At 67.8% G+C, this 25,644-nt stretch carries 24 protein-coding genes and 1 pseudogene; 4 read left to right on the top strand and 21 right to left on the bottom strand.

Features of this window, described 5'->3' with window-relative positions; translation table 11 throughout:
- Window positions 1-77 precede the first annotated feature (77 nt).
- Window positions 78-2,213 carry a GmrSD restriction endonuclease domain-containing protein gene (locus CCR97_RS09375; protein WP_111356669.1) on the top strand — a complete coding sequence of 712 codons (2,136 nt, stop codon included), beginning with the start codon at window positions 78-80 and terminating at the stop codon, window positions 2,211-2,213.
- A gap of 15 nt (window positions 2,214-2,228) precedes the next feature.
- Window positions 2,229-5,378, top strand: coding sequence for a type I restriction endonuclease subunit R (locus CCR97_RS09380; RefSeq protein WP_111356668.1), 3,150 nt, complete (start codon window positions 2,229-2,231; stop codon window positions 5,376-5,378).
- A gap of 130 nt (window positions 5,379-5,508) precedes the next feature.
- Here the strand turns inward: CCR97_RS09380 and CCR97_RS31590 are convergent.
- From CCR97_RS31590 to CCR97_RS09390, 3 genes and pseudogenes are all read right to left on the bottom strand, one after another.
- A pseudogene (locus tag CCR97_RS31590) lies at window positions 5,509-5,742 on the bottom strand (hypothetical protein); the annotation flags it as partial.
- Window positions 5,743-5,801: 59 nt separating this feature from the next.
- Window positions 5,802-6,053: a hypothetical protein gene (locus CCR97_RS09385; RefSeq protein WP_111356667.1), complete on the bottom strand. Its 252-nt coding sequence runs from the start codon at window positions 6,051-6,053 to the stop codon at window positions 5,802-5,804.
- Window positions 6,054-6,108: 55 nt separating this feature from the next.
- On the bottom strand, window positions 6,109-6,270 hold the full coding sequence (locus CCR97_RS09390; protein ID WP_170145773.1) for a hypothetical protein: 162 nt from the start codon (window positions 6,268-6,270) through the stop codon (window positions 6,109-6,111).
- Between the two features lies 1 nt (window position 6,271).
- Between CCR97_RS09390 and CCR97_RS09395 the strand changes: the two genes are divergently transcribed.
- A complete protein-coding gene (locus CCR97_RS09395) occupies window positions 6,272-6,538 on the top strand; it encodes a hypothetical protein (protein WP_146618706.1) in 267 nt (88 codons plus the stop codon).
- Window positions 6,539-6,542: 4 nt separating this feature from the next.
- On the opposite strand, the gene CCR97_RS09400 is transcribed toward CCR97_RS09395, so the two are convergent.
- The 9 genes from CCR97_RS09400 to CCR97_RS32270 form a co-directional block, all read right to left on the bottom strand.
- On the bottom strand, window positions 6,543-6,776 hold the full coding sequence (locus tag CCR97_RS09400; protein ID WP_111356665.1) for a helix-turn-helix transcriptional regulator: 234 nt from the start codon (window positions 6,774-6,776) through the stop codon (window positions 6,543-6,545).
- A gap of 385 nt (window positions 6,777-7,161) precedes the next feature.
- On the bottom strand, window positions 7,162-7,602 hold the full coding sequence (locus CCR97_RS09405) for a hypothetical protein (RefSeq protein ID WP_201159451.1): 441 nt from the start codon (window positions 7,600-7,602) through the stop codon (window positions 7,162-7,164).
- A 727-nt stretch (window positions 7,603-8,329) separates the two neighbouring features.
- Entirely contained in the window at window positions 8,330-10,966 is a 2,637-nt protein-coding gene (locus CCR97_RS09410; RefSeq protein ID WP_111359617.1) for a hypothetical protein, read from the bottom strand.
- Window position 10,967: 1 nt separating this feature from the next.
- Window positions 10,968-12,002: a DUF7146 domain-containing protein gene (locus CCR97_RS32265; protein ID WP_146618897.1), complete on the bottom strand. Its 1,035-nt coding sequence runs from the start codon at window positions 12,000-12,002 to the stop codon at window positions 10,968-10,970.
- Window positions 12,003-12,081: 79 nt separating this feature from the next.
- A complete protein-coding gene (locus tag CCR97_RS09420; RefSeq protein WP_111359619.1) occupies window positions 12,082-12,309 on the bottom strand; it encodes a hypothetical protein in 228 nt (75 codons plus the stop codon).
- Window positions 12,310-12,325: 16 nt separating this feature from the next.
- The gene (locus CCR97_RS09425; protein WP_146618898.1) at window positions 12,326-12,565 is read right to left on the bottom strand and encodes a hypothetical protein; all 240 of its coding nucleotides are present in this window, start codon (window positions 12,563-12,565) and stop codon (window positions 12,326-12,328) included.
- Between the two features lie 690 nt (window positions 12,566-13,255).
- Window positions 13,256-14,584 carry a site-specific integrase gene (locus CCR97_RS09430; protein WP_111357726.1) on the bottom strand — a complete coding sequence of 443 codons (1,329 nt, stop codon included), beginning with the start codon at window positions 14,582-14,584 and terminating at the stop codon, window positions 13,256-13,258.
- 516 nt (window positions 14,585-15,100) lie between these two features.
- Window positions 15,101-15,340, bottom strand: coding sequence for a hypothetical protein (locus CCR97_RS09435; RefSeq protein WP_146618765.1), 240 nt, complete (start codon window positions 15,338-15,340; stop codon window positions 15,101-15,103).
- 321 nt (window positions 15,341-15,661) lie between these two features.
- Window positions 15,662-16,702 (bottom strand): ketopantoate reductase family protein, encoded by a 1,041-nt coding sequence (locus CCR97_RS32270; RefSeq protein WP_201159452.1) that lies wholly within the window; start codon window positions 16,700-16,702, stop codon window positions 15,662-15,664.
- A 149-nt stretch (window positions 16,703-16,851) separates the two neighbouring features.
- Here CCR97_RS32270 and CCR97_RS09445 point away from each other — a divergent pair, with 149 nt between their 5' ends.
- Complete coding sequence (locus CCR97_RS09445) at window positions 16,852-18,546, top strand: GMC family oxidoreductase (protein WP_111357728.1); 1,695 nt, start codon at window positions 16,852-16,854, stop codon at window positions 18,544-18,546.
- Between the two features lie 8 nt (window positions 18,547-18,554).
- Here the strand turns inward: CCR97_RS09445 and CCR97_RS09450 are convergent, their stop codons facing one another.
- The 9 genes from CCR97_RS09450 to CCR97_RS09490 all read right to left on the bottom strand — a co-directional run.
- Window positions 18,555-19,568: a branched-chain amino acid ABC transporter permease gene (locus CCR97_RS09450; RefSeq protein ID WP_111357729.1), complete on the bottom strand. Its 1,014-nt coding sequence runs from the start codon at window positions 19,566-19,568 to the stop codon at window positions 18,555-18,557.
- A gap of 9 nt (window positions 19,569-19,577) precedes the next feature.
- Window positions 19,578-20,453, bottom strand: coding sequence for a branched-chain amino acid ABC transporter permease (locus CCR97_RS09455; RefSeq protein ID WP_111357730.1), 876 nt, complete (start codon window positions 20,451-20,453; stop codon window positions 19,578-19,580).
- A 94-nt stretch (window positions 20,454-20,547) separates the two neighbouring features.
- A complete protein-coding gene (locus CCR97_RS09460; protein ID WP_111357731.1) occupies window positions 20,548-21,273 on the bottom strand; it encodes an ABC transporter ATP-binding protein in 726 nt (241 codons plus the stop codon).
- The gene (locus tag CCR97_RS09465; protein ID WP_111357732.1) at window positions 21,270-22,013 is read right to left on the bottom strand and encodes an ABC transporter ATP-binding protein; all 744 of its coding nucleotides are present in this window, start codon (window positions 22,011-22,013) and stop codon (window positions 21,270-21,272) included. The genes CCR97_RS09460 and CCR97_RS09465 overlap by 4 nt, the downstream gene beginning before the upstream one ends.
- A gap of 38 nt (window positions 22,014-22,051) precedes the next feature.
- Window positions 22,052-23,266 (bottom strand): amino acid ABC transporter substrate-binding protein, encoded by a 1,215-nt coding sequence (locus CCR97_RS09470; RefSeq protein ID WP_170145874.1) that lies wholly within the window; start codon window positions 23,264-23,266, stop codon window positions 22,052-22,054.
- 79 nt (window positions 23,267-23,345) lie between these two features.
- Entirely contained in the window at window positions 23,346-24,224 is an 879-nt protein-coding gene (locus tag CCR97_RS09475) for an NAD(P)-dependent oxidoreductase (protein ID WP_111357734.1), read from the bottom strand.
- Between the two features lie 241 nt (window positions 24,225-24,465).
- Window positions 24,466-24,669 (bottom strand): hypothetical protein, encoded by a 204-nt coding sequence (locus tag CCR97_RS09480; protein WP_146618766.1) that lies wholly within the window; start codon window positions 24,667-24,669, stop codon window positions 24,466-24,468.
- 74 nt (window positions 24,670-24,743) lie between these two features.
- Complete coding sequence (locus CCR97_RS09485) at window positions 24,744-24,968, bottom strand: hypothetical protein (protein WP_111357736.1); 225 nt, start codon at window positions 24,966-24,968, stop codon at window positions 24,744-24,746.
- Between the two features lie 106 nt (window positions 24,969-25,074).
- Window positions 25,075-25,644, bottom strand: a 570-nt coding sequence (locus CCR97_RS09490) for an NAD-binding protein (RefSeq protein ID WP_201159453.1), incomplete at its 5' end; no start/stop codon positions are given.

Raw genomic sequence — 25,644 nt, forward strand, 5'->3', positions numbered from 1 at the left:
GAGTCCGTCGTCGAGGCGGCGGCGCTCGAACGGCTCGCCGCAGCCGAGGATGCCGAGAAGATCGCAGGAGTCGTGTTATGAAGCCGTCGATTAGAACTCTCGGCGAAATTCTGTACTCGCCCAGCCAATACGTGATCCCGGTCTTCCAGCGGAACTATCGGTGGGAGACACCGCAGTGGCAGAAGCTCTGGGAAAGCCTGATCGAAATCCAGGCGCCCGAAAAGCAGGGCAACCACTTCATGGGGTTCCTCGTGTTCGTCCCCGGAGTGGCGCAGCCGGGTCAGCACACCACGTTCCACCTGATCGACGGCCAGCAGCGCCTCACCTCGTCGTCGGTCGTGCTCACCGCACTCCGCAACATCGCCCGAGATGCCGAGCAGATCGAGCTGGCGGACGAGATTCACCAGTACTACCTCGTTCATCCGAACAAGAAGGGCGATCAGCACTACAGGCTGCTCCCGAAGGAGCGCGACCACGACAGCTATCTGGCCATCGTCAATCGAACCGATGGCGCGAGTGGCCGGATCGCCGATGCGCTTGCGTTCTTCGAGGAGCAGATTTGGGAGTATGCGGCCGATCATCCAGACCGGCTGCGGACCCTGTTCAACACCGTCTGCCAGCGCATGGAGTTCATGTGCGCGACGCTGGAGGCCGAGAACGCCTACAATATCTTCAAGAGCTTGAACTCGACGGGAGTCCCCCTCGGCCCGTCCGATCTCATCCGTAATTTCGTGTTCATGCACGTCAGGCCGGAGAACCACGACGACTTCGACCGTGAGCACTGGTCGGCCATCGAGGATCGGTTCGCGACCAAGGAGGGCGTACTGGACGAAGAGGCGTTTTCTCGCTTCTTCCGCGACTACCTGATGTCGGACGGCCGCTATGTCTCGCCTCGGGAGACGTTCGCGACCTTCGAGTCGCGCTACGAGTCGACGGGCTTCTCTCCCGCCGTATTGGCCGAGGAGTTGCGTCGGAGTGTCGATGACTATTCTATCATCGCGAGCCAACGACCCGATCCGAGCGCCGACATCACCTCAGCTTTGGCGGGCTTGAACGTCCTCGACAGCTCGACGACCTATCCGCTTCTCCTGTTCCTTTTCCGCCTCCGCCGCAACGGCCAGATCGACGCAACGGGGCTCGCCGTGGCCGTCGAGAACCTCCGCGGGTTCATCCTGCGCCGGTTCATCTGTGGCGAGTCCTCGCGCGGTTACGGGCACATGTTCGTGCGCGCCATCCCGAAAGGAGAGACGAGCCCGCTAGCGGCTCTGGAACGATATCTGCTCGACCGCGGATGGCCGGACGATACTCGCTTTGAGAACGCTTTTGTCGAGGCTACGCTCTATGGCAGCCCGTATGCTCCCGTGGTCCTCGCCACTTTGGAACGCAGTCGCGGGCATCGCGAGCCGGCGGCACTCGATTCCACCCAGGTCGAGCACATCATGCCGCAGACGCTCAACCCCGCGTGGATCGAGGCACTCGGCCCTGACGCAAGAGCCGTACACGCCAAGTGGCTCCACAGGCCCGGCAATCTGACCCTGAGCGCCTACAACCTCGAACTCTGGAACCATCCGTTCAGCATCAAGCGTGAGCGATATGCCCAGAGCAACATCGTCATCACGCGCGAGCTTGCGAGCTTCGACCGCTGGACCGATGCCCAAATCGAAGAGCGCGGGCGTCGTCTGGCCAAGGACGCCGGCCGGATTTGGAAGGGGCCGGCAGAGCCGGTCGCGTCATCGGAAGTCACCGACCGAGGGCTTGCCGACCGGGAGGTCCTGCGGGTTCGATTCTGGAATGACCTGAGGGAGCGGTTCGTTCTGGAGCATCCCGAGATTCCGACCTTCGAGCCCAAGGGAAATTGGACCGTTCGACTGCAGTCGGTAATCAGGCACATCGGAGTCGAGCTGCGGTTCAGCTTTCGCCGTCGACAGGCGGCTATCGATGTATGGTTCTGGCGAACCCCGTCCATGCCGGTCTGGGAGCTGGTTCGTAGCGATCCGGCTCCGTGGAACGACCTAATCGAGGCCACCTGGGAGTTCGAGAAGCTCGAAGGGCGTGACCGGGCGAGGATGTTCATCAGTCGCCCCGTCCCGGAGCCACGTAACGAAGCCACCTGGCCCGAGGTGTTCGACTGGTTCTCCGAGAAGGCGGTTCTGCTCGTGACCAGGGTGTCGCCGCGGCTCCGCGAAGAGATGGATCGGATCAGTCAGTCATAGGTGGGGTGCCGCAACATGGCCCTGTTCACCGAGTCCGTCGTCGAAGAGGCGGCCCTCGAATGGCTGGGGGGCCTCGGATATGCGGTGCGTCACGGGCCGGATATCGCCGTAGGCGCGCCCGCGGCGGAACGGCACGACTCGAACTGCCGTGACGTGGTGCTGGAGGAGCGGCTGCGCGGGGCGCTGGCGCGCCTCAACCCCGGTCTGCCCGCCGACGCGCTGGACGAAGCGTTCCGAAAGCTCCTGCGGGCCGACGCGCCGTCGTTGATCGAGCGCAATCGGCTCGTCCACCGCATGCTGGTCGATGGCGTGACGGTCGAGTACCGGCGCGCGGATGGGTCGATTGCCGGAGCACAAGCGAGCGTCCTCGACTTCGAAGACCCCGAGCGCAACGACTGGCTAGCCGTCAACCAGTTCACCGTGGCGGAGGGGCATCACGTCCGACGGCCCGATCTCGTGCTCTTCGTCAACGGACTGCCACTCGCGGTCGTCGAACTGAAGAACGCCGCGGACGAGGATGCGGATGTCTGGGCAGCGTTCCACCAGCTCCGAACGTATCAGTCGCAGGTCCCGACACTGTTCGCCACCAACGTGATTCTGGTGGCGTCCGACGGCGTGCAGGCTCGGATCGGCGCGCTCGGAGCAGACCAGGAGTGGTTCAAGCCATGGCGGACGATCACAGGGCGTGACGACACCGGTGGTCTCTGCGAACTACAGGTGATGCTTGAGGGTGTCTTCGCGAAGCGGCGCTTCCTCGATCTCGTCCACTACTTCGTCGTGTTCGAGGACCTCGAAGGCAACAAGCTGGTCAAGAAGATGGCCGGGTATCACCAGTTCCATGCCGTCAATGTGGCGCTGGAGGAGACCCTGCGTGCGGCTATTCCATCGCGTCGTGCGTACGAAGTGGGCGGGCTCGAGGAAGAGCGCGGACGCTATGACGCCGGCCCAATGATCGGCGGAGAGGACGGCGACCGACGGGTCGGCGTGGTCTGGCATACGCAAGGTTCCGGCAAGAGCCTGACGATGGCGTTCTACGCGGGACGGGTGATCCTGGCGCCGGAGATGGAGAACCCGACCATCGTCGTCATTACCGACCGCAACGACCTCGACGACCAGCTCTTCGGCACCTTCGCACGCTGCCGAGAGCTGCTCAGGCAGCCGCCCGTGCAGGCGGCCGACCGCGCGGACCTTCGCGCGCGGCTGTCGGTCGGCGCGGGTGGCGTGGTGTTCACGACCATCCAGAAGTTCTTTCCGGAAGAGCGGGGTGACCGACACCCGGTGCTCTCCGACCGGCACAACATCGTGGTGATCGCCGACGAGGCGCACCGCAGCCAATACGACTTCATCGACGGCTTTGCCCGGCATATGCGCGATGCGCTGCCCAACGCCTCGTTCATCGGTTTCACGGGAACGCCGATAGAGAAGACCGACGCCAATACGCGTGCCGTGTTCGGTGACTACATCAGCGTCTACGACATTCAGCGCGCTGTGACAGACGGAGCCACGGTGCCGATCTACTACGAGAGTCGACTCGCCAAACTGGAGCTGAGCGCCGCCGAGCGTCCAAACATCGATCCCGATTTTGAAGAAGCGACTGAAGGCGAGGAAGTCGCCCGAAAGGAAAAGCTCAAGAGCAGGTGGGCGCAGCTCGAAGCCGTGGTCGGATCGGAGAATCGGGTCGAGCTCGTCGCCCGTGATCTAGTCGACCATTTCGAGCAGCGTCTCGAAGCGATGGACGGCAAGGCCATGGTCGTCGTGATGAGTCGACGAATTGCGGTCGCGCTCTACGACGAAGTCGTCCGCCTACGTCCCGATTGGCACTGCGACGACGACGCTGCGGGCGTAGTGAAGATCGTGATGACCGGGTCGGCCTCCGATCCTCTGGAGTGGCAGCCGCACATTCGCAACAAGAAACGCCGAGAGGAACTGGCCGACCGGTTTAGGGACGCCAAGGACCCGTTCAAGGTGGTTATTGTCCGAGACATGTGGCTCACCGGGTTCGATGCGCCGTGCCTCTCGACCATGTACGTCGATAAGCCGATGCGCGGTCATGGCCTGATGCAGGCGATTGCCCGGGTGAACCGGGTCTTCAAGGACAAGCCTGGCGGTCTGGTGGTCGACTATCTCGGCCTCGCCGAAGAGCTTCGGCAGGCGCTCGCGATCTATACTGAGGCTGGCGGTACCGGCCGCACAGCACTCGATCAAGCCGAGGCGGTCGCGGTGATGCTGGCGAAGTACGAGGTCTGCCTCGGGCTCTTCCACGGCTTTGACTGGTCGCACTGGACATCGGGCAAGGCGACACAGCAGACGACGTTGTTGACTGCGGCCCTGGAGCACATCCTCTCCCAAGAGAACGGAAAGGCTCGGCTGATGCAGGCCGTGCACGAGATGTCGCAGGCGTTCGCGCTGGCTGTGCCGCATGCCGAGGCGCTCCGCATTCGCGACGACGTCGGCTTCTTCCAAGCGGTTCGCTCGGTGCTTGCGAAGACCGGCAACGGAAGCCGGAAGACCGATGAGCAACTCGACCATGCCATCCGCCAAATTATCTCACGCGCGGTGGTGTCCGACGAAGTGATCGACGTTTTCGCTGCGGCAGGGCTGAAGAAGCCCGACATCTCGATTCTGTCGGACGAGTTCCTGGCCGAGGTGCGTGGAATGCCGCAGCGGAACCTCGCCGTTGAGCTGCTTCAGAAGCTTCTGAAAGGTGAGATCAAGGCGCGGTCCAAGCGGAATCTCGTCCAGGGGCGCGCTTTTTCGGAGATGCTCGAGCATTCGCTTCGGCGGTACCAGAACCGCGCTATCGAGACCGCCAAGGTGATCGAGGAGCTGATACAGCTCGCCAAAGAGATGCGCGCCGCGGCGCTGAGAGGAGAGAAGCTGGGCCTCACGGAGGAAGAGGTTGCCTTCTACGACGCTCTGGAAACCAACGACAGTGCCGTCAAGGTATTGGGCGACGAGGCGCTGCGGACGATTGCGCGAGAGCTTGTCGCCATGCTCCGCAAGAATGCAGCTATCGACTGGACGATCCGCGAAAACGTCCGCGCGCAGCTCCGGGTCCTGGTCCGCCGTATCCTTAGGAAGTACGGCTACCCGCCGGACAAGCAAGAGAAGGCGACCCAGACCGTGCTCGCGCAGGCGGAGCTGATGGCCGCGGCGTGGGCATGATCGGCCCAATCTGAACGCGCTTAAAGACCGATTGGAGTCTCGGGTCAGGGGCTGATGCGGCGCCGGAGGAGGCTTCCCATGGCGAGGTGGAGCATGGCCTCTGATACCAACGGCCCTGAGCCCTGCCCCGTCATCCTGAGGTGCCCGGCGCAGCCGGGCCCCGAAGGATGCGGCCCCGGCCGTCGCCCTTCGAGGGCTGCGCTTCGCGCAGCCACCTCAGGGTGACGGTGAGAGTCAGTGCCGGAGGCCCTTGGTATGAGACGTCGATCCTGGCCCCGTAGTCGCGCACGAGGCGGCGCCAGCGCATCACTCATCCGAAGATGCGTTCGACCACCCATCGCCGCGGCAGGACCTCGAAGCCCTGCTAGCCTGCCGGCGTCCGGATTGGTGTGTGTCGCCTCCGGCGCCCAGCCGGCTGCTTCCTCACGTGTGCTTGATCAAGAGCCGCCGCTGCGGCTCTCGACCATCGAGTCCCGCGAGTATGACCTTCGCCGCGTCGCGCAGCACGTCGTCCGGCATGTCCGGCAAGCCGAAGTCGGCCGCGTGCCGATGATAGGCGGCGCACATGCGGTCGAGCTTGCGGACCGTCGCTTCCCCAGGTTGCCATTTCGCGGTCCCACGAATCTTGAAATGGCCCTCGATCTGCTCGTTAAGGTCGTCGATAAGCGAGGACATCTCTGACTGTCCATTACGTCGGCCGCTGGCCGCGACGTGATTCGGCCGCTCGTGATCAGGATACGTCGCTGTCGTGACCGTGGTCGATCTCGTCGCGAAGCTCGGTCTCCCGGCCGAGCCAAGCGGCGACAGCGATGGCGACGCGGTAGAAGTCTTCGTCGGTGTCGCCGGGGGCCACACCGAAGTCGCGGCAGTAGTGCCGCACCGCGCCGGTCACGATGCACAGCCGCTCGAACTCGCGGACAGAAAAGACGCTCGACAACGAGCTGCGGTTTCGGTCGACTCGCGTCGTGACTTTTTCTGATCTCGACATTTCAGCTCCCCTCGTTGACCCTGCACCGGCGCGAGCCGGTGCAGGGTCGTATCTCGGCCTCGTTGGCGGCAGCGTCGGATTCGAGCCGCTCGACAACGGCGGCGAGGTCGGCGGCGGTCGGATTCTTCTTTCCGAAGAATCGAGTCATGAACGACATGTTGTCCTCTCGTGACTGATCAGCGCGCCGCGTCGTCGCGAGCGGGCTTGGTGCGGGAGTTGATGAAAGCGGTCAGCTCGGCGACGGGATAGACGGCCCGGCGCTCGGAAAGTCGGACGACGGTCGGGCCGGCCCCCTCAGCTTCCCAGCGGCGCAACGCTTCTTCGGAGACGCCGAGAGCCTTTGCGGCCTGCGACCGGGTCAGGCCGAGCGGGGAACGCTCGACTTCCGGCGGAAACTTCAGATCGACCATGTTGCACCTCGTTGGTGACGATGGTGCACCTAATCACGATACGGCATGGCTAAAGAGGCTGTTTGTGTCTCCGTTTGATCGCACCTATTCCGGCCGATCTCTCCGCCGACCGCCGAGCGCTCGCGCGCGGCCGGAAGCCGTGTTCCATGGGGCGCGCCGTGAAGCTCAAAAGGGCGGAGGCCGGCGCAGTGCGGGCGGCCTGTGTACCGCCTAGTCGCGCCCTGTTCGCGCGGCGCGATCAGGGCATGGTCGAGGTACTCGGCACCGACACGCGCTCGGCGGCGGTGTGGTCGGCGCGATGTCCAGGGGCGCCGCCGGCCGCCGGCTCACGAAACGCCCCGCCAGTTCGTCCGCGGTCGGGAGCGGGTCGAGCGCGGCGCCCGGGTCAGGCGGCGACTCGTTCGCGCCGCTTGTCGTCGTTCGCGGGCGTCGGGACGGTCGCGCGCTGTTCAGCCATGACCGCGACCACCGCGGCGAAGACGGCCGGCAGTTCGACGTCGGCGCGCTCGGCGAGCGCCCTCAGGTCCGCCTCGAACTCGACCGGCAAGGTGCCGGCGCGCGGCACGGGGATCAGGTTCCAGCCGAGCCACCCGAGCACGGCGTCGAGCGACTCGAGGCTCGGGCGGTTCTTCCGCCGCCATGCCTTGATGGTTGGGACGTTGACGCCGGCACCGAAGGCCGCGTCTTCGTAGCGGACCGCCTGTCGTTGCATCTCCGAGAAGACCAGCTTCACGTGCGGGCTCACGTTGTCGGGGATGGTGATCCGCGACGTGAGCTTGCGGCGGCGCAGGTGGGGAGGGGCTTGTCGGCTGGGGCGCGTGTCCATGACCGGACGATGCGCCGGGGGGCTATCACGTAAGAGCCTGATTGGATCGCCCTTCATTCGCGCGACGCGGCGCGCCGCTCATCGCCATCCGCCAGCCCCCGCGCTGGTGGCGCGCGGGGCATCGCCGGTGGGTAGGTGGCCGCGCGGCGGTCGCCAGGTCGGGAGCGCCCGCCGCGCGGCCCGGGCGCCGACATTCTTGCCGTCGCGAACCTCGGGAATTGTTACAGTATAACGTCGGTGCTCCGCGCTCGGGAACAGAAAGCGACATAAAATTTCGTGTACCTAGTTATACGTCGGGGTCGCGCGTCACCCGCATGGGTAGCAGCCTTGGAAGGACCCAAAGTGTTAGAGCATAGACAATTGTGATCGAAGGTTGTAGGTCGCCGCCCGTCCGCCCCGGCCGCGCGCGCGTCGCGCGCCGTTGCCGTTCAGGTCGGACGGGAGGCCCGGCGAGGCAGCGCCCCGGCACACGGGGCGGGCTGTGGCAACTGTGGAGAGCCTAGCGCCGTTGCGGCAGTGCCCGCGGTCGCGCCGCGACGTCGCGGCCGTTCACGCCAGCGCGGCATCACGTCGGCCCGCAGCCCGGCCGTGCGGGCGCCGTCGCCGGTCCGCTCTTGTCGCGGCGAGTATCCCCGCGCGTCCCGAGATCTTTCGCAGATCGAACGATTCAGGCTTCAATCCGCGCCGCGCTCGTCGCCTTCGATCATCTCGCGGACGCCCGCGGCACTCACGCAGCCCACCACCACCCGGCGTCGCTGCCGACCTTGGCAACAGGCGAGCCCGAGACGGGCTTCACGAGCCCGCGGATGAGCCCAGCGCCGAGCCGCACCACCACGCCCGGCAGAACGATGGCGCGCGCCACCGGCAGCGGCAGGGGCGCCAGCCGGGCCAGCGGCCGGGCCATCTCCCGGACGGCCGCAATCGCCGGGGCCAAAACCTGTCGGCGCTCGGCCGCGTCGAGGTCACGCAAACGGCGCCGCTCGACGTCGAGCATGGCGATTTCACAGCCGAGACGCGCCTTCAGCCACGCGCGAATGGCGGCTGGGGTCTGGGGGCCATTCGGCAAGATGACAGCGGTGCTTGGCGTCTGCCCCGGGCCGCGCTTCTGGTAGCGGGCGACCCGGCCCCGGAGGTTGGGTGGGTTTCCCTTACAAGGAGACTCCATGTAAGGAAAACCCACCCAACCTCCCTCGGCGACAATGGCGCCCGCCACCTTGGCGACGTGCTTCGCGTCATCCTGCGACACTCCAGCATAGGCGCGCTCGTTCTCACGCCATCCGGCGAACAGCACCCCGTCCCGCCACACCTCAGCCGGCGTCCGCCACGCCCACGCAAGGTCACACCACGGCACGACCGCATCAACCGTGACGTCGAGGACGACATCGGCGACGAGCCACGACACCACCGGATTGTCTTCGGTCCGGTTGACCGCCCGGTCGCGCGCAAGCGCCTGCACCTCGGCGTGCTCGCACATCTGGCGCCGCCTCGACTCGGCGCGAGGGTCGGGATGCACGAGGACGTCGACCGGGTGGGCTCTCCCGTCTGCACAGCGGATGTAGGCGCGCTCTTTCCGATACAGCGTTTTTTTATGGGCATCGGCCGCGACCGCTGCCACCGGCCCGCAAAACGTCACCTCGGCTTCGACTTCGGCGTCGCGAACCGAAGGCATCGGGCGCCCGATCACGAGATTCGAGCGCGTGTTCCGCCAATCGTTGCGCCCCGTCACGCCATTGAAGTTGCCCGGGATGATGTTCGCTGGCAGGCCCTTCTCAATCAGGTCGAGCTTCAACGCCTTCTGAGAAAACAGCCCGTTGGCGTCATGAGGGAACATGGCGGCGAGGAAACACGCGAGATTGTGCATGTATCGGCGATTGCGCCGCCGCTCCTCGGCCAGCTTGCCGTCCTGATCCGTCCGCCTGGCGATGCCGAGCGTCGTCGCCGAGACCGGCGCGTCGGTGATTTGAATCAGGTAGCTGTGCGGCGACCGTGCCACCGGCTGATCGAGCGCGACCCGCACGCGGCAGCCGAGAACGTTCTGAATCTGCTCGACGGTCGGTGGCGTGGCGTCGATCATCAGAATCGACGATCCATGGAGCTTCTCGTCGAGGCGCCGGAGCGGTCGGACGGCCAGCTTACGACCGCCGCCAGAGCCTCGCACGGTCAACGACCCTGACGCGCGCCCCGTTCTCAGAACGAACGCGACCTCATCCCAGATGTCGGCCATGATCCGAACCGACCGATACGTCTCGGCGCCGGCCGCGACCACAGCATCGCGCTTTTCCGCCGGCATGTTCGGCGACAGCTCGCGGGGCGGACGGCGACTCCATTCGAGGCTGACGGCCATCATCGCATCAAATTCATGCAGGCCGGCGGCCCGGAGCACCTCAGCCGACAGGTGCGCCCCGGGCGGCAACCCGTCGAGCGCGCTATGCAACGCGCTACGGAGCTTCTGAAGGCGGAGGGTGCCGACGTCATCGACCGTGCCTTCGGCGGTCCTGATGACGTAGTTGTCGAGCAAGGAGTCCAGCGGCACGGCGGCAGCGTCGTCAATCATCGACCCGAGGAAGGACTCGTCGATGATCAACACGTCGGACAGCGGGACGAACTCCGGCCACGGACCGGCGAGCAGCGCGTGCGGCATCACCCAAATCGCCGGCTGCGCGTTCCGCTGCCGATTGTAGCCGCAAACGTCGAAGAACCGGCACTTCACATCCGAGTCAGGACTGCCACAGACGTCAACCGAAGGCGCTCCGATCTCGACGGCGGCCTTACGAGCCGACTCGTCGAGACACATCTTGATTGCGCCATCACGGTCCGTCGCGTCGTCGCTCGGTTGATATCCAGGCGCGTCGGGGTCGGGTTTCGAGAACCCGCGGTAGGCGTGCACATCAGCGCCGAGGGCGCGCAGCTCGGCCGCCGCTTCCTCGGCGAGTTTCAGCGACGGCACCGCGTAGACGACGCGCAGTCCGCGATTGATCGCCTTGACGCAATACGAATAGACCAGCGACGACTTCCCGATGCCGGCCTCCGCCTTGATCAGCACGGCCTCCGGACGCCACTGCCGAAGGTCGTGGCTCGCAATCGCGTAGGGAATCCACCTCTCAGCCAGATGATGCATCGTCACGCGGTTGACGAGACCCTGCCGCTCGCGACGCTCGGCAGGGACCTGCTCTCCGAAGTATTGATCGAGAGTCGCCTTCAGCATCGCGCGAGCGACGTCGCGGGGCGCCGTCCGGTCCGGATAGGTCGGCGCGGCCATGATAGGTTCCGCCGCCGCGCCGCCGATCAGCGCGAGCGCCGCGCCCGGCCGGTAGATGTCTTCTCGGACGAGTTCGGCGAGCTTCGGCTTGGAAGTGCTCGCCATCTCACGCCACCTTACATGCGACGTTGTTCATGTCGCCGTCGAGTCGCGGAATGACGAGACGGACCTCACGTCCGGCGTCGTACCAGCGACGAGCGCACGCCTCGGCCGCCTTCGGGTTCGCGCCCTTGTCGTCCGTCTCGACCAGGATGCGAAGCACCTCGATCCCCGTCAGAACCGGGAAGGTCCCGATTGCTCCGGAGTTGCCGGCCACCCATGTGGGACCGAAGCCGAGCATGTCGGCCGAGAGGCTCGTCTCGATGCCTTCACCGATGGCCAGCGCGACCGTCACGTCCTCATCCGGCGTGAGCTTGATTGCGGCGCCCTTCGCGCGCCCCATCATCCTCTTCGCGAGCTTGGAACCGTCCGGCGACAAGAAAGTACGATGCACGCCGCACGCCTCGTTCGTGATTACGTCGCGCATCAGCGCGACCATACCCGGAACGCGCCGACCTTCGAACCACAGGGCGGGATGGAACCGAATCGCGTCGCCCGCCGCACGATCCGTCAGCGGAGCCTTGCGGCCGGCGAGGTAGGACTCGACGATGGTGCCGCGGGGATCGACGGCGGCACCCCACAGCGCCAGAGCCTCGGCGATGCGGACCGGATCGTGCTGATCGAGGACGATATCGGGTTCAGGCGGAGCGACGTCGAGAGGAATCGATCCGCCGATGAAGTCGACAGCGAACGCCTTTGCCTCGGCGAAGCTGAGGCCGCGCGCGCGCATGATCAGCCCGAAGACGTCACCGCCCTCGCCGACCTCAAAGTCGAACCACGAGCCGGCCTTCGGCCCCGCGATGACGATGCCGAGGCTGCCCTTCCGGCGAAAGCGAAGCTCGTGCCGCAAACGCGCGGTCGGCCGACCGTACAGGGCGACGGCGAGCTTCGCCATCACCGGGGCGAGCGCGGCCTTCAATGCGGCGGTCTCGGCCCGCAGCTCGGCCCGGACGATGTCCTCCGCCGACAGGGCCGCGCCACCGGCAATTGCCGTGAGGCGACCAAACCGGGCTCCCTCGTCGCCGTCACTGCGGGTATTCACGGATTAGTCCTGATGTTTCACTGGCGTCGGGCGGTCTTGGAAAAGGCGGGGTGGGGTGCCCCGCCTTTTTCTTTTGCGGTCACGCCGCGGCGCTTTTCGTGCCGAACAACTCAGCCCGAATCTCTTCGATCCGCTTCAACCGCTTGAAGATCAGGCCGCGATAGTACGCCCGGCCGGGCGGATCGTAGACGAACCCCTCGTCGTCGAGTTGAGCGCGCAAGTAACGCTCTTGCGCCCAGAGAATCTCGTCGGCGGTGACGCGCATCATGTTCGCAAGGTGGGCGCGTGACGGAAGTCGAAAGCTCATCGTGTCCTCCTGATCTTTAGAGCGCCGCGACAACGTCCTCGTCGTCGCGCTGGATCGCGAGCAGGTCCCACAGAGCCGCGATGTGCTCCCGCACGCTGGCGTTCACCATCGCGAGACTGGCGAGCAAGCCGGCGTCGGCGATGGCCGCGACGAGCCGCAGAGACGCCGCAGTAACGGCCGAGTCGGTCGCGCCAAGGGTCACTTCGTCCTCAACAGGGAGAGCGTCGGCGAGGGCGGACAGGTAGCTGGAGTCCATCTTCATCAGCTCCGGCGAGCACGCTGCGCGGTCGTCGGCAGCGACGCGACGAAACGCGCGATCTCGGCGCGCTCGAAAAGCGTCGCCGACCATACTTCCGGCCCACGATGCGCCCGGCCTTCAGCTCGGCGTAGAGCGCCGAGCGGCTGATGCCGGCCGCTTTCGCGGCGGCGGCGGCGCCGCGAATGACAAGGGGTTCAGGGGACGCTTCGGGCTTGATGTTCATGGAACTCCTCCGATGTGGTGGGGAGTTCTTAGGTATCTTAGGATCTAAGTCAAGAAAAATGCTCTATGTGTCAAATGCATATCATGCCATAGGCATTATATGGACGAGAAAGGTCGCAGAGTTATTGCAGTCTGTTCTCTGAATGTTGCACCTCAAAGGCCGTTCGATCCAATCTCTCAACGACTCAATTTCGAAAGCGCGTCCAGGTACTTGCCGGAGTCCCGAGAGACCGGCGAGAGCTTGGTGCGTCGTCGGCATCGGCGCCGGACTGCTGACGGACGGTGACGGATGGTCGCGCCGAAAAATATGTGAATCATCTTTGTGGATGGCGCCGGCTCAACGCGCCCGCGCGCGGCCCGTGGCGCGTCCGCGGGCGCGGACGGCCGACCATGCCGGACGGACGGACGGGCGCGCGGGCGCGCTCCGGAGCGCCACGGCGCGGCCGTCGTCGCGGCCGTGCTCGATCAGGTGGTCTTCTTGCGTTTCCGGCCGCGCGTGATCGGCACCACACCGGCCGGCGGTGCCACGAGCGGCACCACGGCAGCCGCGGCGAGGTCGTCGAGCGCGTCCACGACGAATGCGCTGTAGTGCGCCTCGATCATCGCGGACGACGTATCGTGAAGCGCCGCGACCAGCCGGACCGGCAACCCGGCCCGGAGCCCGCGGACAATCGAGCTATGGCGTAATGCATAGGCGACCGTCCCGGCAGGCAGCTCGGCTTTTTCCCGGATCAGCCCCCAAGGCCGAGTCAATTCGGCGGCCGACGTCCAAGGGCCGCGACGATCCTTCACCCAAGTTGCGACGCCGGTCTGCCGCCAGCGCCACCGTTCGAGCAACGGCGCGGCGCTCGACCGGCCGGTGACGACGGGCGCCAGTTCGTCGAGCACGTCACGTCCCACCCGCACCGCGACGCGAGCGCGCTGCTTCACGCCCCGCCCCTTCCGGCTGGTAGGCACCAGGAGCCGGCCGTCGATCACGTCGCCGACGGTCATTCGCGCGATCTGAGAGAACCGGGCGCCGGTCGCGGCGAGCACCACGACCAGCCGCACGAGGTCGCCGCCCCAATCGTCCTCAGCGTCGATCTCGCGCGCAGTGCGGATGATGGCCCGGACCTCTTCGTCGCCGAGCACCTGAGCCTCACGGGCGACCGGGGCCACAGCCTGCGGCGTGGCAAGGCCGTTCTTGACGACGATGGCGATGTGAGCCGGCAGCCGGTCCCGGTGAGCCCGGGCCGCACCGTTGAGTGCCGCTTTCAGGTCGTTGACGGTGCGGCGCACGGAGCCGTGGGCGAGCCCTTCGGAGAGGGCGGTTCGCCAGCGGGTCAAGTCCTTCTCGACGAGGCGATGCAGCGGCACCTCGGCGAGCGGCGCGCCGAGCACATGCTTGGTCAGGCGGGATCGAGCATCTCGCTTCCGGTCGGTGCCGCGCGCCTCCCGCTCGGCGATGTAGTCCTCGACAGCCCGGGCAATCGTCAGGACCGGCCCCGCGGCGGCGGCGGCTTCGTCGGCGCGGCGGGCGGCGACCAGCTCCCGGATGCGCGTCACAGCCTGAGCGTAGGAGAGCGTGCCGGACCCGTCCGCCCGGATTGCGTCATCGGCCGTCGCCAGCGTCTCATAGCTGTAGCCACCATCGGCACCCCGCCATCGGGCAACCCACCGCCCACCACGGGCGCCGCGCCTGTATCCGAGGTGAACGTCGGGGTCGATCCCGCGCCAATAGGGTTCGGGACGCGCGGTGAGCTTCGACCGTGCTTTCGGGGTGGTGATCTCACTCTCGACCAGGGTCCGAGCCATGTTTTCGCCCTCGAACTTACGGACTATTCGTGAAATATACGGCCTCGTACGCGCCCGGACGACCATAGACATTAATTTTGATGACGCAATGAATTCATGGACGTAGGCGGACAACGGCGAAAACAAGGCCCGTCGATTCGTCGCCCTTTCACGGCGAAAACAGGGGTTCGATTCCCCTTGGGCGCGCCAGGATTTCCCGAAGACGATCGTTGGCTCGACACGCACCCCGCGTCCGCGTCACACGTGTCCACACTCCGTCAAAGCAGACCGGGGTCCAATCGACCTGCCTGCGCCCCTCGTCCCACGAAGCGCCACCGCTCCCCGGCACACTCGGGCTAGTCCGATCGTGCTATGAGGACCGTGGCACTCGGGCCGGGTCTCGCGAAAAAGGGGCCATCCGGGCTCGTGGAAGCGAAAGGCCTTTCGATCCGGTGACGATGTGTCGTAACTGACGACCGCCGTCAGGCGCGTGCGCCGTCATTCCATGCCGAACGACGAGCATGAAGCTTTCTGCGCTCAGTCGCCCACGCCGCGCCACCTTTTCAAATACTCGATCCGCACGTCCTCGATCGAAAGCCCTGAAGCCTGCAGCAAGGCATCTTGCGCGGCGTCCAGGTTTTCCATGGCGACATTGATCAAGGCGACCTTCGCATCGGAAGCCCTCTCGGGGTCGCAGGAAAGCCAGGCGTCCAGGATACACCCGGCACTGAAGATGTGGACCAGCGCCTCGGTTGCATCTCCGATCAATCTGGACACGCGACAACTCCGATCGGCTTCACGAACGAAAGCAATCGGAACGGGGGATGAAATCGGAATAACGAGAGACTGGGGGAGAAAACGTGGCCCCACGGTAATGTTCGCGATAACAACCAAGTCCGACCGCAAACCTGAGAGACAGCATTGCCGCGAACTGGGGATTTACCGACCGCAAGACCGTGGAGCCGGCCATTAATGGATCGTGCTAGACGGCCGCGGTTTCCGGATCAAGCCTCTTGTTCCCTACGCCGAGTGTATTAGCCGGCCGGTGCCCACAAGCCCCGGCGATCGCATATCCAACGTCGAGGAGCCGGCCCGTGGTCAGACGCGGGCGAGCTGCTGCAGCAGATCCAGGTTCTGCGGACCGGGCGCGAGCTCGCCGCGCTCGATCCGGCGAGCGAGCGCGACCACGGCCGCGTTGATCGGCGCCCGGCCGCCGTGCCGCGCGTGCTCGGCGACGACGAGACCGTTGAGGTCGTCGACCTCGCTGTGGCGTCCCTTCATCCAGTCCTGCAGCACGGTCGTCTTGGTGTGCGGGAGCACGAAGCCGGCGAGCAGCGTGTCGAGCAGCATCTCCACCAGCCGGTTGGTCTGCCGCACGTCGTCCGGCGTCAGGCCGAAGATCGGCAGCACGGCGTGACCGGCGAGCGCGCCCGCGTCGAGCGCCTCCTGGCCGGAGCCGAGCATCAGCTCGCGCATGCCCGGCAGCCGCGCCGCCTCGAGCATCGGCAGCCCGAGAATGGCCGTGGTGACCAGCGTGGTGGCGTTGCTGACGAGCTTCATCCACTTGGCGGCGCGGATGTCGTCGACGATCTCCACCGTGCCGACGTGGCGCAGCAGCGCCGCGATCTCCTCCTCGCGCCCCGCGGCGGCCGGGTCGATCGCCCCGACCGCGAACCACGAGCGCGGCGGCGGCGAGTGGCGCTGCACCACACCCGGATCGAACATCATCGACGAAATCTCGATGACGCAGCCCATCGTCCGGTGCGCCCCGACCACCGCCGCGATGGTGTCGGTCGTCATGCCGTTCTGCACCCCGGCGACGAGGCCGTCCGGCTTCAGATACGGCGCGATCAGCTCGCAGGACCAGCGCGTGTCGTAGGCCTTGGTCACCAGCAGCACGATGTCGAACGGCTCCCGGAACGTGCAGACGTCACACAGATGGTGCGCCCGCACCGGCACGGTCAAGGTTTCGTCCGGCATCTCGATGCGCGCGCCGCGCGCCCGCATCGCCTCCACATGCGCCGGCCACTGATCGATCAGCACCACATCGAGCCCGGCGCGGGTGAGGTCGGCGCCGATCGAGGCCCCGTTGGCGCCGGCCCCGAGCACGGCGATCCTTTTCTTCGTCGTCACGTCCACGCGGCGCTCCGTTGTTCACGTTCAGGCGATCTCGAGATCAGTTGGGTTTGGATTTCGCGCGCCGCGCTTCGCTCTTGACGAGCCCGGGCCGTTGATTGTCCGATCGGCATCGTCGAACAACCCTCCCCTCACCCGCGAAGCAATTTCAGATGGACGAGCCGGACCACCTGATCGTCGGCGGCGGCAGCGCGGGCGCGGTTCTCGCTGCCCGCCTCTCCGAGGATCCGAACCGCCGCGTGCTGCTGATCGAGGCCGGACCGGACACACCGCCCGGCGCCGTGCCGGACGACGTCGCCGACACGTTCCCGACCTCGTCGCTCAACCCGCGCTACTTCTGGCCGGGGCTGCGGGCGACGCGCCGGCCGGAGGGCGACGCCTATCCGTTCCCGCAGGCCCGGATCATGGGCGGTGGCTCGAGCGTCATGGGCCTGTGGACGCTGCGCGGCCTCGCGAGCGACTTCGCGGCGTGGGAAGCGGCCGGCGCGACCGGCTGGGGACCCGCCGAGGCGCAGCGGCTCTACAACGCCGTCGAGCGCGACCTCGGCCGCGATTTTCCGCGCAACGGCGAACGTGGCGCTCCCGACCCGCGGCCTTATCCGGTGCGGCGCATGCCGCGCTCCGAATGGCCCGGCTTCGTGACGGCCATCGAGACGGCCGCCGTGGCGCGCGGGCTGCCGGTCGTCGACGACATCAACGCGCGGCCGGGCGACGGCGTCTTCCCGATGCCGGTGGCGCAGGACGAGCACGTCCGCTCCACCAGCGCGGGATGCTATCTCACCGCCGCGGTGCGGCGCCGGCCCAACCTCGCGATCCTCACCGACACCGCGGTGACGGCGCTGCGCTTCGACGGGCGGCGCGCCTGCGGCGTGACGGTGCGGCACGGCGGCACCACACGGGACATCGCGGCCCGCGCCGTGATCCTGTGCGCCGGCGCCATCCATTCCCCGGCGTTGCTGCTGCGCGCCGGCATCGGCCCAGCGGCCGCGCTTACGGCGCTGGGGATCGCGCCACTGGTCGATCGTCCCGGTGTCGGCGCCAACCTGCAGAACCATCCCTACCTGCAGTTCGCCCTCACCCTGCCGCCGCGCTCGCGGCTGCCCGCGCGACTGCGCCGCTTCGCGATCGCCGGAATCAGGATGTCGTCGCAGGCCGCCGGGTGTCCGACCTCCGACCTCCTCGCCTTCGCGATCGGCCGCGTGAGCCCGCACGCCTACGGGCCCGATCTCGGCATGGTCGGCGCCGCCCTCTACGCGCCGTTCTCGCGCGGCCGGGTGACGCTGCGCAGCGCCGATCCGGACGTGCCGCCCGACATCGCCTTCGCGCTCCTGCAGGATCCGCGCGATCCGCCGCGCCTCCTGAAGGCGGCCCGGCTGGTCGAGGCGCTGCTCGCCGACCCGGCGGTCGCCGCGACCTACGGCGACGCCTTCCTGCTGCCGCCCGTGATGTCGCTGCAGCAGTTCAACCGGCAGGGCGCGGCCGGCACGCTGCTCGCCGGCGCCGTGAAGGCCGTGCTGGCCGCACCGGCGCCGCTGCGCCGCCTCGCGCTGAACCGGGCGCTCGCGCCGGGACGCTGGGTCGGCAACAGGACCGGACGCGTGCACATCCCGGATGACGAACTGCTCGGCGCGATCGCCCCGATGGCGCATCCGAGCGGCACCTGCGCGATCGGCCGCGACGGCGACCCGATGGCCGTGCTCGATCCGCAGTGCCGGGTCCGCGGCATCGATGGGCTGCGGGTCGTCGACGCCGCGGTGATGCCGACGGTGCCGAGCGCCAACACCAATCTGACCGCCATCATGGTGGCCGAGCGGGCCGCCGAGCTGATCAGGTCCGAGCGAGGCTGACCGCGGCGTCACGGCGCCGGCACGCCGCTCGGCGCGTCCTTCGCGATCGCGCGGGCGCGCCAGCGGCGCTGCACCAGCCCCATCACGCCGCCCGGGACGAACAGCGCGATGACGATGACGATCAAGCTGAAGATGACGCGGTTGACCTCGGACGTCACGGTGACGCGCAGGGCGTCGGCGACCAGCAGCACGATCGGCGCACCGATCAGCGGCCCCTGCCAGGTGCCGGCGCCGCCGATCACCGCCATCAGCACGACGTTGAGCGAGATGTCGAACGAGAACGTGCCGGTCGGCTCGATATAGGCGATGCGCTGGGCGTAGAGCCCGCCGACCACGCCGGCGATGAAGCACGAGATGGTGTTGACGGCCCATTTGATCTCGACGGTCCGCACCCCGACGATCTCGGCCGCGTCCTCGTCCTCGCGGATCGCCACCAGGGCCCAGCCGACATTGGAGTGCTCGACCGCGTAGACGAACGCCGTCACCAGCACGGCGAGGCCGAGGAACACGAAGTAGAACAGCCGCTCGACGGCGAGCGGCGACAGCGGCAGCCGCGGCAGGTAGATGCCGAGCGCACCCTGGGTGATCGCCAGGTTCAGCGCGAGGATCTGCACCGCGAAGGTGATGATCATGGTCACCAGCGCGAAATAGGCGCCGCGCAGCCGCAGCGTCGGAATGCCGATGGCGAGCCCGGCGATCCCGGCCGCGAGGCCGGCGACCGGCGCCGTCATGAACGGCGACAGCTCGAAATAGTGGAAAAGGATGCCGCTCGCATAGGCGCCGATGCCGAAGAAGGTGACGAGGCCGAAATTGAGATAGCCGCCGTAGCCACCGATCAGGTTCCAGGCCTGGGTCAGGATCACGTACATGAACACGGTGCCGAGCGTGCTGAGCACGAACAGCTTGGTGCCGAGCACGCCGTACGCGACCAGCCCGGCGAGGAGCGCGAGCCACGCGCCCCAGGCCGCGACCGCCGCGGCGCGGCTGCCGCCCGACTTCGGAACCAGATAGACCGAGAACACCCGCCCCTCCTAGATGATCCGGCGCACGGCGCTGCTCAGGCCCTCGCGACGGACCATGAGGATTACGGCGAGCAGCACGTAGAGCACGAGATAAACGTAGTCGAACGGCATCACGGCCGTGCACACGCTCTGGATCAGGCCGACCGCGATGCCGGCGAACAGGGTGTTGTCGACGCTGCCGAGACCGCCGAGGACGACGACCAGGAACGCCCAGGCGAGCCACACCACCTGGGTGTTGGGCGAGAACGGAAACACCATCGCGAGCGCCACGCCGGCGGCGCCGGCGCAGGCGATGCCGAGCCCGAACATCACCGCCGAGAGCCGGCGGATGTCGACCCCGACGATGCGGGCGGCCTCCGGATTCTGCCCCATCGCCCGGATCGCCCGGCCCGTGAGGGTGAAGCGCAGGAGGCCCCAGAACAGCCCGATCAATCCGAGCGCGAGGCCGCCGGCGATGAGGCGGACATAGGGCAGCACGAGCCCGCCGACCGACAGCGAGGCGTTGGTGTAGCTCGCCGTGATCACCCGCGTGTCGGTCGTCCACACGATGGTGCCGAGGTTCTCGATCAGCACCATCAGGCCGAACATCGCGACCAGCCCCTGGGTCTGGGCGGCGCTCTCCAGCCGGGTGACGAGCACGCGGTAGACGACGGTGCCGAGCAGGAAGAACACCGGCAGGGCGACGACGAACGCCACCACCGGATCGACGCCGAAGCGCCGGAACAGCTCGAAGGCGAGGAACGAGCCGAGCATCACGAAGGCGCTGTGCGCCACGTTGACGATGCCCATCACGCCGAGCACGAGGCTCAGCCCGAGGCCGGTGATCGCGTAGATCAGGCCGAGCAGCACACCGTCGACGAGGATCGAGAGGATCTGGTCCAGCATCACGGGTCCTGACGCGAGGTATCGTGCCGCGGCGCCGCGCGTCCCTGTCGCGCACGAGCCGACGACACTTGGATCGAGACCATGGAAAACTCCCCTAGACGCCGAGCCAGCCGCGCACCATGGCGCCGAGATCGCCCTCGAAGGCCGAGCGGTCGCCCTCGATGTCGTTGCGCCCGGAGCCGAGCACGTAGACGTAGTCGGCGACCGCGACGGCGGCGCGCACGTCCTGGTCGACCAGCAGGATGGTGCGACCCTCGGCCTTCAGGGCCTGCAGCTCCTGATAGACCTGACGCGCGACGATCGGCGAGAGACCGACCGAGGGCTCGTCGACCAGCAGCACCTTGGGATCGGGCACCAGCATGCGGGCGATCTCGACGGCGCGCTGCTGGCCACCGCTGAGGCTGCCGGCCGGCCGGTCGCACAGCGCGCGTAGATGCGGATAGCGGGTCAGCACGGCCTCGACGGCGGCGGCGAGACGCTTGCGGTCGGACCGCATGGACCAGCCGCCGAGCTCGATATTCTCGTAGACGGTCAGGTCCGGAAAGGTCGAACGCCCCTGCGGCAGGAGCCCGACGCCGAGCGCGATGTGGCGATGCGCGGGCAATTGCCCGATGTCGGTGCCGTCCAGCATCACGGTGCCCTGCTGCGGCGCCAGGAAGCCGGCCGCCACCTTGAGCAGCGTCGACTTGCCGGCACCGTTCGGGCCGAGTACCACCGTGATGCGACCGGCCCGCGCCGTCACGTCGACGCCGCGAAGCACGGGGTGCGCCGGGATATAGCCGGCGACGAGGCTCGTCATGCGGAGCGTCGGCGCGGTCATGCGTCGCTGCGCCCCAGATAGCCGTCGATCACCTTCTCCTGCGCGATCACCTCGGCCGGCAGGCCGCGCGCCGCGACGGCCCCCTCGACCAGGCACACCATCTGGTCCGACATCGCGACCAGATCCGGCACCTCGTGGCTGACGATCAGGAACGAGGCGCCCTCCTGCGCGACGGTCTCGCGGATGCAGCGCACGAGCGTCGTCTTGATCTGCGGATGCACGCCGGCGAACGGCTCGTCCATCAGGACGATCCGCGGCCGGGTGACCAGCGTGCGGGCGAACTCCAGGAGCCGCTGCTGGCCGCCGGACAGTTCGCTCGCGACCCGGTCGGCATGCCGCTCGAGGCCGACGAAGGCGAGCAGATCGGCGGCGCGCCGCCGCGCCGGACCACGATCGAGGGCGCGCTGATGGAGAAGCGGCACGAACAGGTTCTGCATGGCGGTCAAGGTGCGAAACACGCGCGCGGCCTGGAACGTGCGGGTGATGCCGAGCGCGGCGAGATCGGACGGGCGGCGCCCCGTGGTCGCGGCGCCGCCGAGCCGGATCTCGCCCTGGTCCGGCGAAAGCACGCCGTTGACGATGTTGAGCAGCGTCGTCTTGCCGGAGCCGTTCGGCCCGATCAGGCCGACGACCGCGCGGTCCGGCACCGAGAACGACACGTCCCGGACGGCGATCACGCCGCGGAACCGTTTCCCGATGCCGTCGAGGCTCAGGAGCGGCGCGCCGCCCGCCGCGCTCATGGCTTGGTGCTCATGGCTTGACGTTCACGGGTTGGCGCTCACGGCTTGGCGAACACCGGCGGCGCGGTGCGGGCCTGCTTCGGCCAGACGACCTGGTTCTTGCCGTTCTGGAACTGCAGCAGCACCTGGCTGAACACCGGCGTGCCGTCCGGCTGATAGCGGAACGTCCCGGCCGCGGTCTTGAACTCGTTGGCGTAGATGTACTCCTTGAGCTTGGCCTGATCCAAGGTCTTGGCGCCGGCGACCGCCTGCTCGATCACCTGCAGGATGGCGTAGCCGACGATCGCGTAGGTCGGCAGCGTGTCGTAGCCGCGCGTCTTGAACACCTCGGCGAGCTCGGCGAGGCCGGGATAGCCCTGGGTCGGCCACGCGATCGTGGTGCCGAAGCCGTTCTCGGCCGCCTCGCCGAGCTTCGGCCAGGCCGACAGCGTCGTCACCTGCGAGCCGCAGGTGCAGAACACCATCGGCTTCAGGCCCTGCTGATGGACGGTGCGGGCGATGTTGAGGGTGTCGTTCGGCAGACCGAGCGCCAGCACCATGTCGGCGTTCGCCGCGCGCGCCTTCTGGACGAGGCCGTTGAAGTCGGTGGTCGTCGGCGGATACTGCTCGTCGACGACGATCGGGATGCCGGCCGCCTTGGCATAACCGAGAACGCCCCCCGTCCCGCCGAGCCCGGCCCGCACCACCACGGTGAACGGGTTCTGCGACGTGAACACGGCGAGGCGCTTGGGCTTCTGGTCGGGCGGCAGCTCGCCCAGCATCTCGAACAGGCCGCGCGTGTAGTCGGGCTCCTGATAGGTGAAGCTGCCGATCATCGAGCCCTTGTTGTTCTTGAAGATGTTGATGCCGACGAAGCCGCCGTTGAACAACAGCTTCTCGTGCGACATCACGATCGGCACGACGGCGCCGCCCACGAAGGTCGTGTAGGGGGCGATCACGAGGTCGACCTTGTCCTGATCGAGCAGCCGGTTGTAGAGCGACTGGGCGACGGTCGGGGTGCTCTCGTCGTTGTAGATGACCATCTTGACCGGCCGGCCGAGCAGGCCGCCCTTCTTGTTCACCTCCTCGACCCAGCGGTCGTAGACGAACTTGTAGTCGGTCGAGGGCTCGGCATAGGCGCCGGTCAGGCCGAGCGTCCCGCCGATCACGATCGGGTTCTGCTGGGCCGTGGCCGGCGCGGCACCGGCGAGCGCCGCGGCGAGACCCGCGGCGAGGACGAGGACACGGCGCCGCACCTGATCGAACGAAGTCATGCTGGAACCTCCCTGAAGACGTTTCTTGTCGTGAACCTGTCGTGGTCTCGCGGCGGGGCGCAGCGCGTCCGTCGGCCGCTCAGGCGGCGTCGAGGCCGGCCCGGCGCAGCGCCACCCCGGTGACGGCCGACCAGTCCTGGTGGCCGGCCCCGTGCGCGAGCGCATCGAGATAGTTGTCGCGGAGAACGCTGGCGAAGGGCAGCGGCAGGTTCGCCGCCTCGCCGGCCGCGAGGGCGAGCCGGGCGTCCTTCAGGCCGAGTTCGAGATCGAACCCGGCGGGCTCGAAGCGCTGATGCGCGACGAGATCGGCATAGATGCGGAAGATCGGCACGTCGAACAGCGAGCCGACGACGACGCCCAGGAGGTCGGCCGGCGGCATGTCGTAGGCGCGGGCGAGCGCCGCCGCCTCGCCGAGCGACTCGATGACGCACGCGACCAGGAGATTGCCGGCGATCTTGGTCACGTTGGCGCGCGTCGGATCGTCGCCGAGCCGCCAGGTCTTGCGGCCGATCGCGTCGAACAGCGGCTGCACCCGGTCGATCGCGGCGGCCGGTCCGGCCGCCATGATGTTCAGCTCGCGCCGCGCCGCCATCTCGGGGCGCCCGAACACCGGCGCCGCCACATAGGCGATCCCGTGCCGGCCGTGCAGCGCGGTCAGTGCCTGCGCGCAGGCGAGCGAGGCCGTCGCCATGTTGACGTGAACGAGGCCCTTTGGCGCGGCGGCGAGGAGATCGTCGGTGAACACGCCGCGCATCGCCGCGTCGTTCGGCAGCATCGACACGACGGCATCGCCCCGGAGCGCGTCGCGGGCGCTCGACGCACCGATTCCACCCGCTGCGACGGCGGCGCCGACGGCCGCCTCGGACGCGTCCCAGACATGGACGCGATGGCCGGCCTCCACCAGATTGCGGAGCATGGCGAGCCCCATTCGGCCCGCCCCGATGAACCCGACCTCCATGACGTCTCCATCCCGGCGCTTTTCGTATTTTGTATGTCAGGCAGGTTAGCGCGTCGGGATGCGGTTGCAAGCCGCGCGTGGCGGCGGGCGAAGCCGGCCCGCACAGCCCTCGGCGGTTGCGGTGGAGCGGGGCTCTCGCGGGACCATCACGCCGGCCGGGACCGACCAAGCTGGTCCAGACGGCCGACGCGACATGTCGCCGACGTGACCTATCCGGCGCGCTGGGTCGGCCCCGGCGCCTTCACGAATCCACGCGGGCCGCGCGGCGCAGACGGTCGCGCTCGGCGATCCGGATCGCGAGGAAGCTCTCCAAGGCGAGCAGAAGGCGCTCGGCCGACGCGGCGCCCTCGCTTCCCGGCGCGCAGTCGGCACAGTGCCGCCGCTGCAGCTCGAGCTGTCGCAGTCCTTTCGCCACCGAGACCTCGGCGCGCGCCAGCCGGTCCACCGCCGTCTCGGCACCCGCGTCGTCCGCCGGGCCTGGCCCGCCGACCTCGCGCCGGCCCGGACCGGCGGGATCGTTCATCGCAGCGCGGCGCCGGCCGCGCCGCACGAGCGACGCTTCACCTCCGCGCCCGTGTATTCGGTGCAGCTATCGAGACCGGAGACGACCCGATACCGATAGCTGTCGTCCCAGGCGTTCTCGTCGATGAGGGTCCGCGCATGCGCGAAGACGTCCAGGCCGGAGACGAGATCGCGCTGCACCTCGTGCCGGGCTCCATCCAGGACGATGAGTTGTGTCGGCATCGTTCGTCGTCCTTCTCGTGTCTCGCATTCGTCAGGTCCGTAACGCCGAAGGTCGCGCCGCGTTCCGGCGCGGCGCACGCATCGGGCGCGATGCGCCTCCTCTCGATCAGGGCTTCGGCGGAGGCCCGCGGCGCCCCGTGTCACCGAGAGGCGCCTCGCCGTTCAGCGCCTCGTGCGCGCCGGCCGGGTCGAGCGGCACGATGTGCTCGACGATGCCGCGGGCGATCTCGCGCTCGCCCATGATCACCACGGCGGCACCGAGCGACTCGAGGTGCTCGACCTCGGCGTCGGAATGCGCCCGGGCGATGATCTCGATCGCCGGATTGGCGGCCTTGGCCTGCTCCACCACCTGCCCGGCCTCGAAGGCGTTGGGGATCGCTAGGACGAGACGGCGAGCGCCCGGCAGGTTGGCGGCGGCCATCACCTCCGGATCGGCGGCGTTGCCGGCGAGCACCTCGGCACCGCGCGAGCGCGACGCCGCGACGGCTGCGTCGGCGTCCTCGATCACCAGCACCGGCAGCCGCCGATCGGCGAGCGCGGCGGCGACCAGGCTGCCGACCCGGCCGTAGCCGACCAGCACCGTGTGGCCGGTGAGTGCGGTCGCGACCAGCGGCTCGACCGCGGTCGCGGCGCCGGCCGGCGCCGGCCGGGCGCCCGGAGCGGCCGAGGCGTTGGG

Origin of the sequence: Rhodoplanes elegans, assembly GCF_016653355.1 — a bacterium.
Classification (GTDB): Bacteria; Pseudomonadota; Alphaproteobacteria; order Rhizobiales; family Xanthobacteraceae; genus Rhodoplanes; species Rhodoplanes elegans.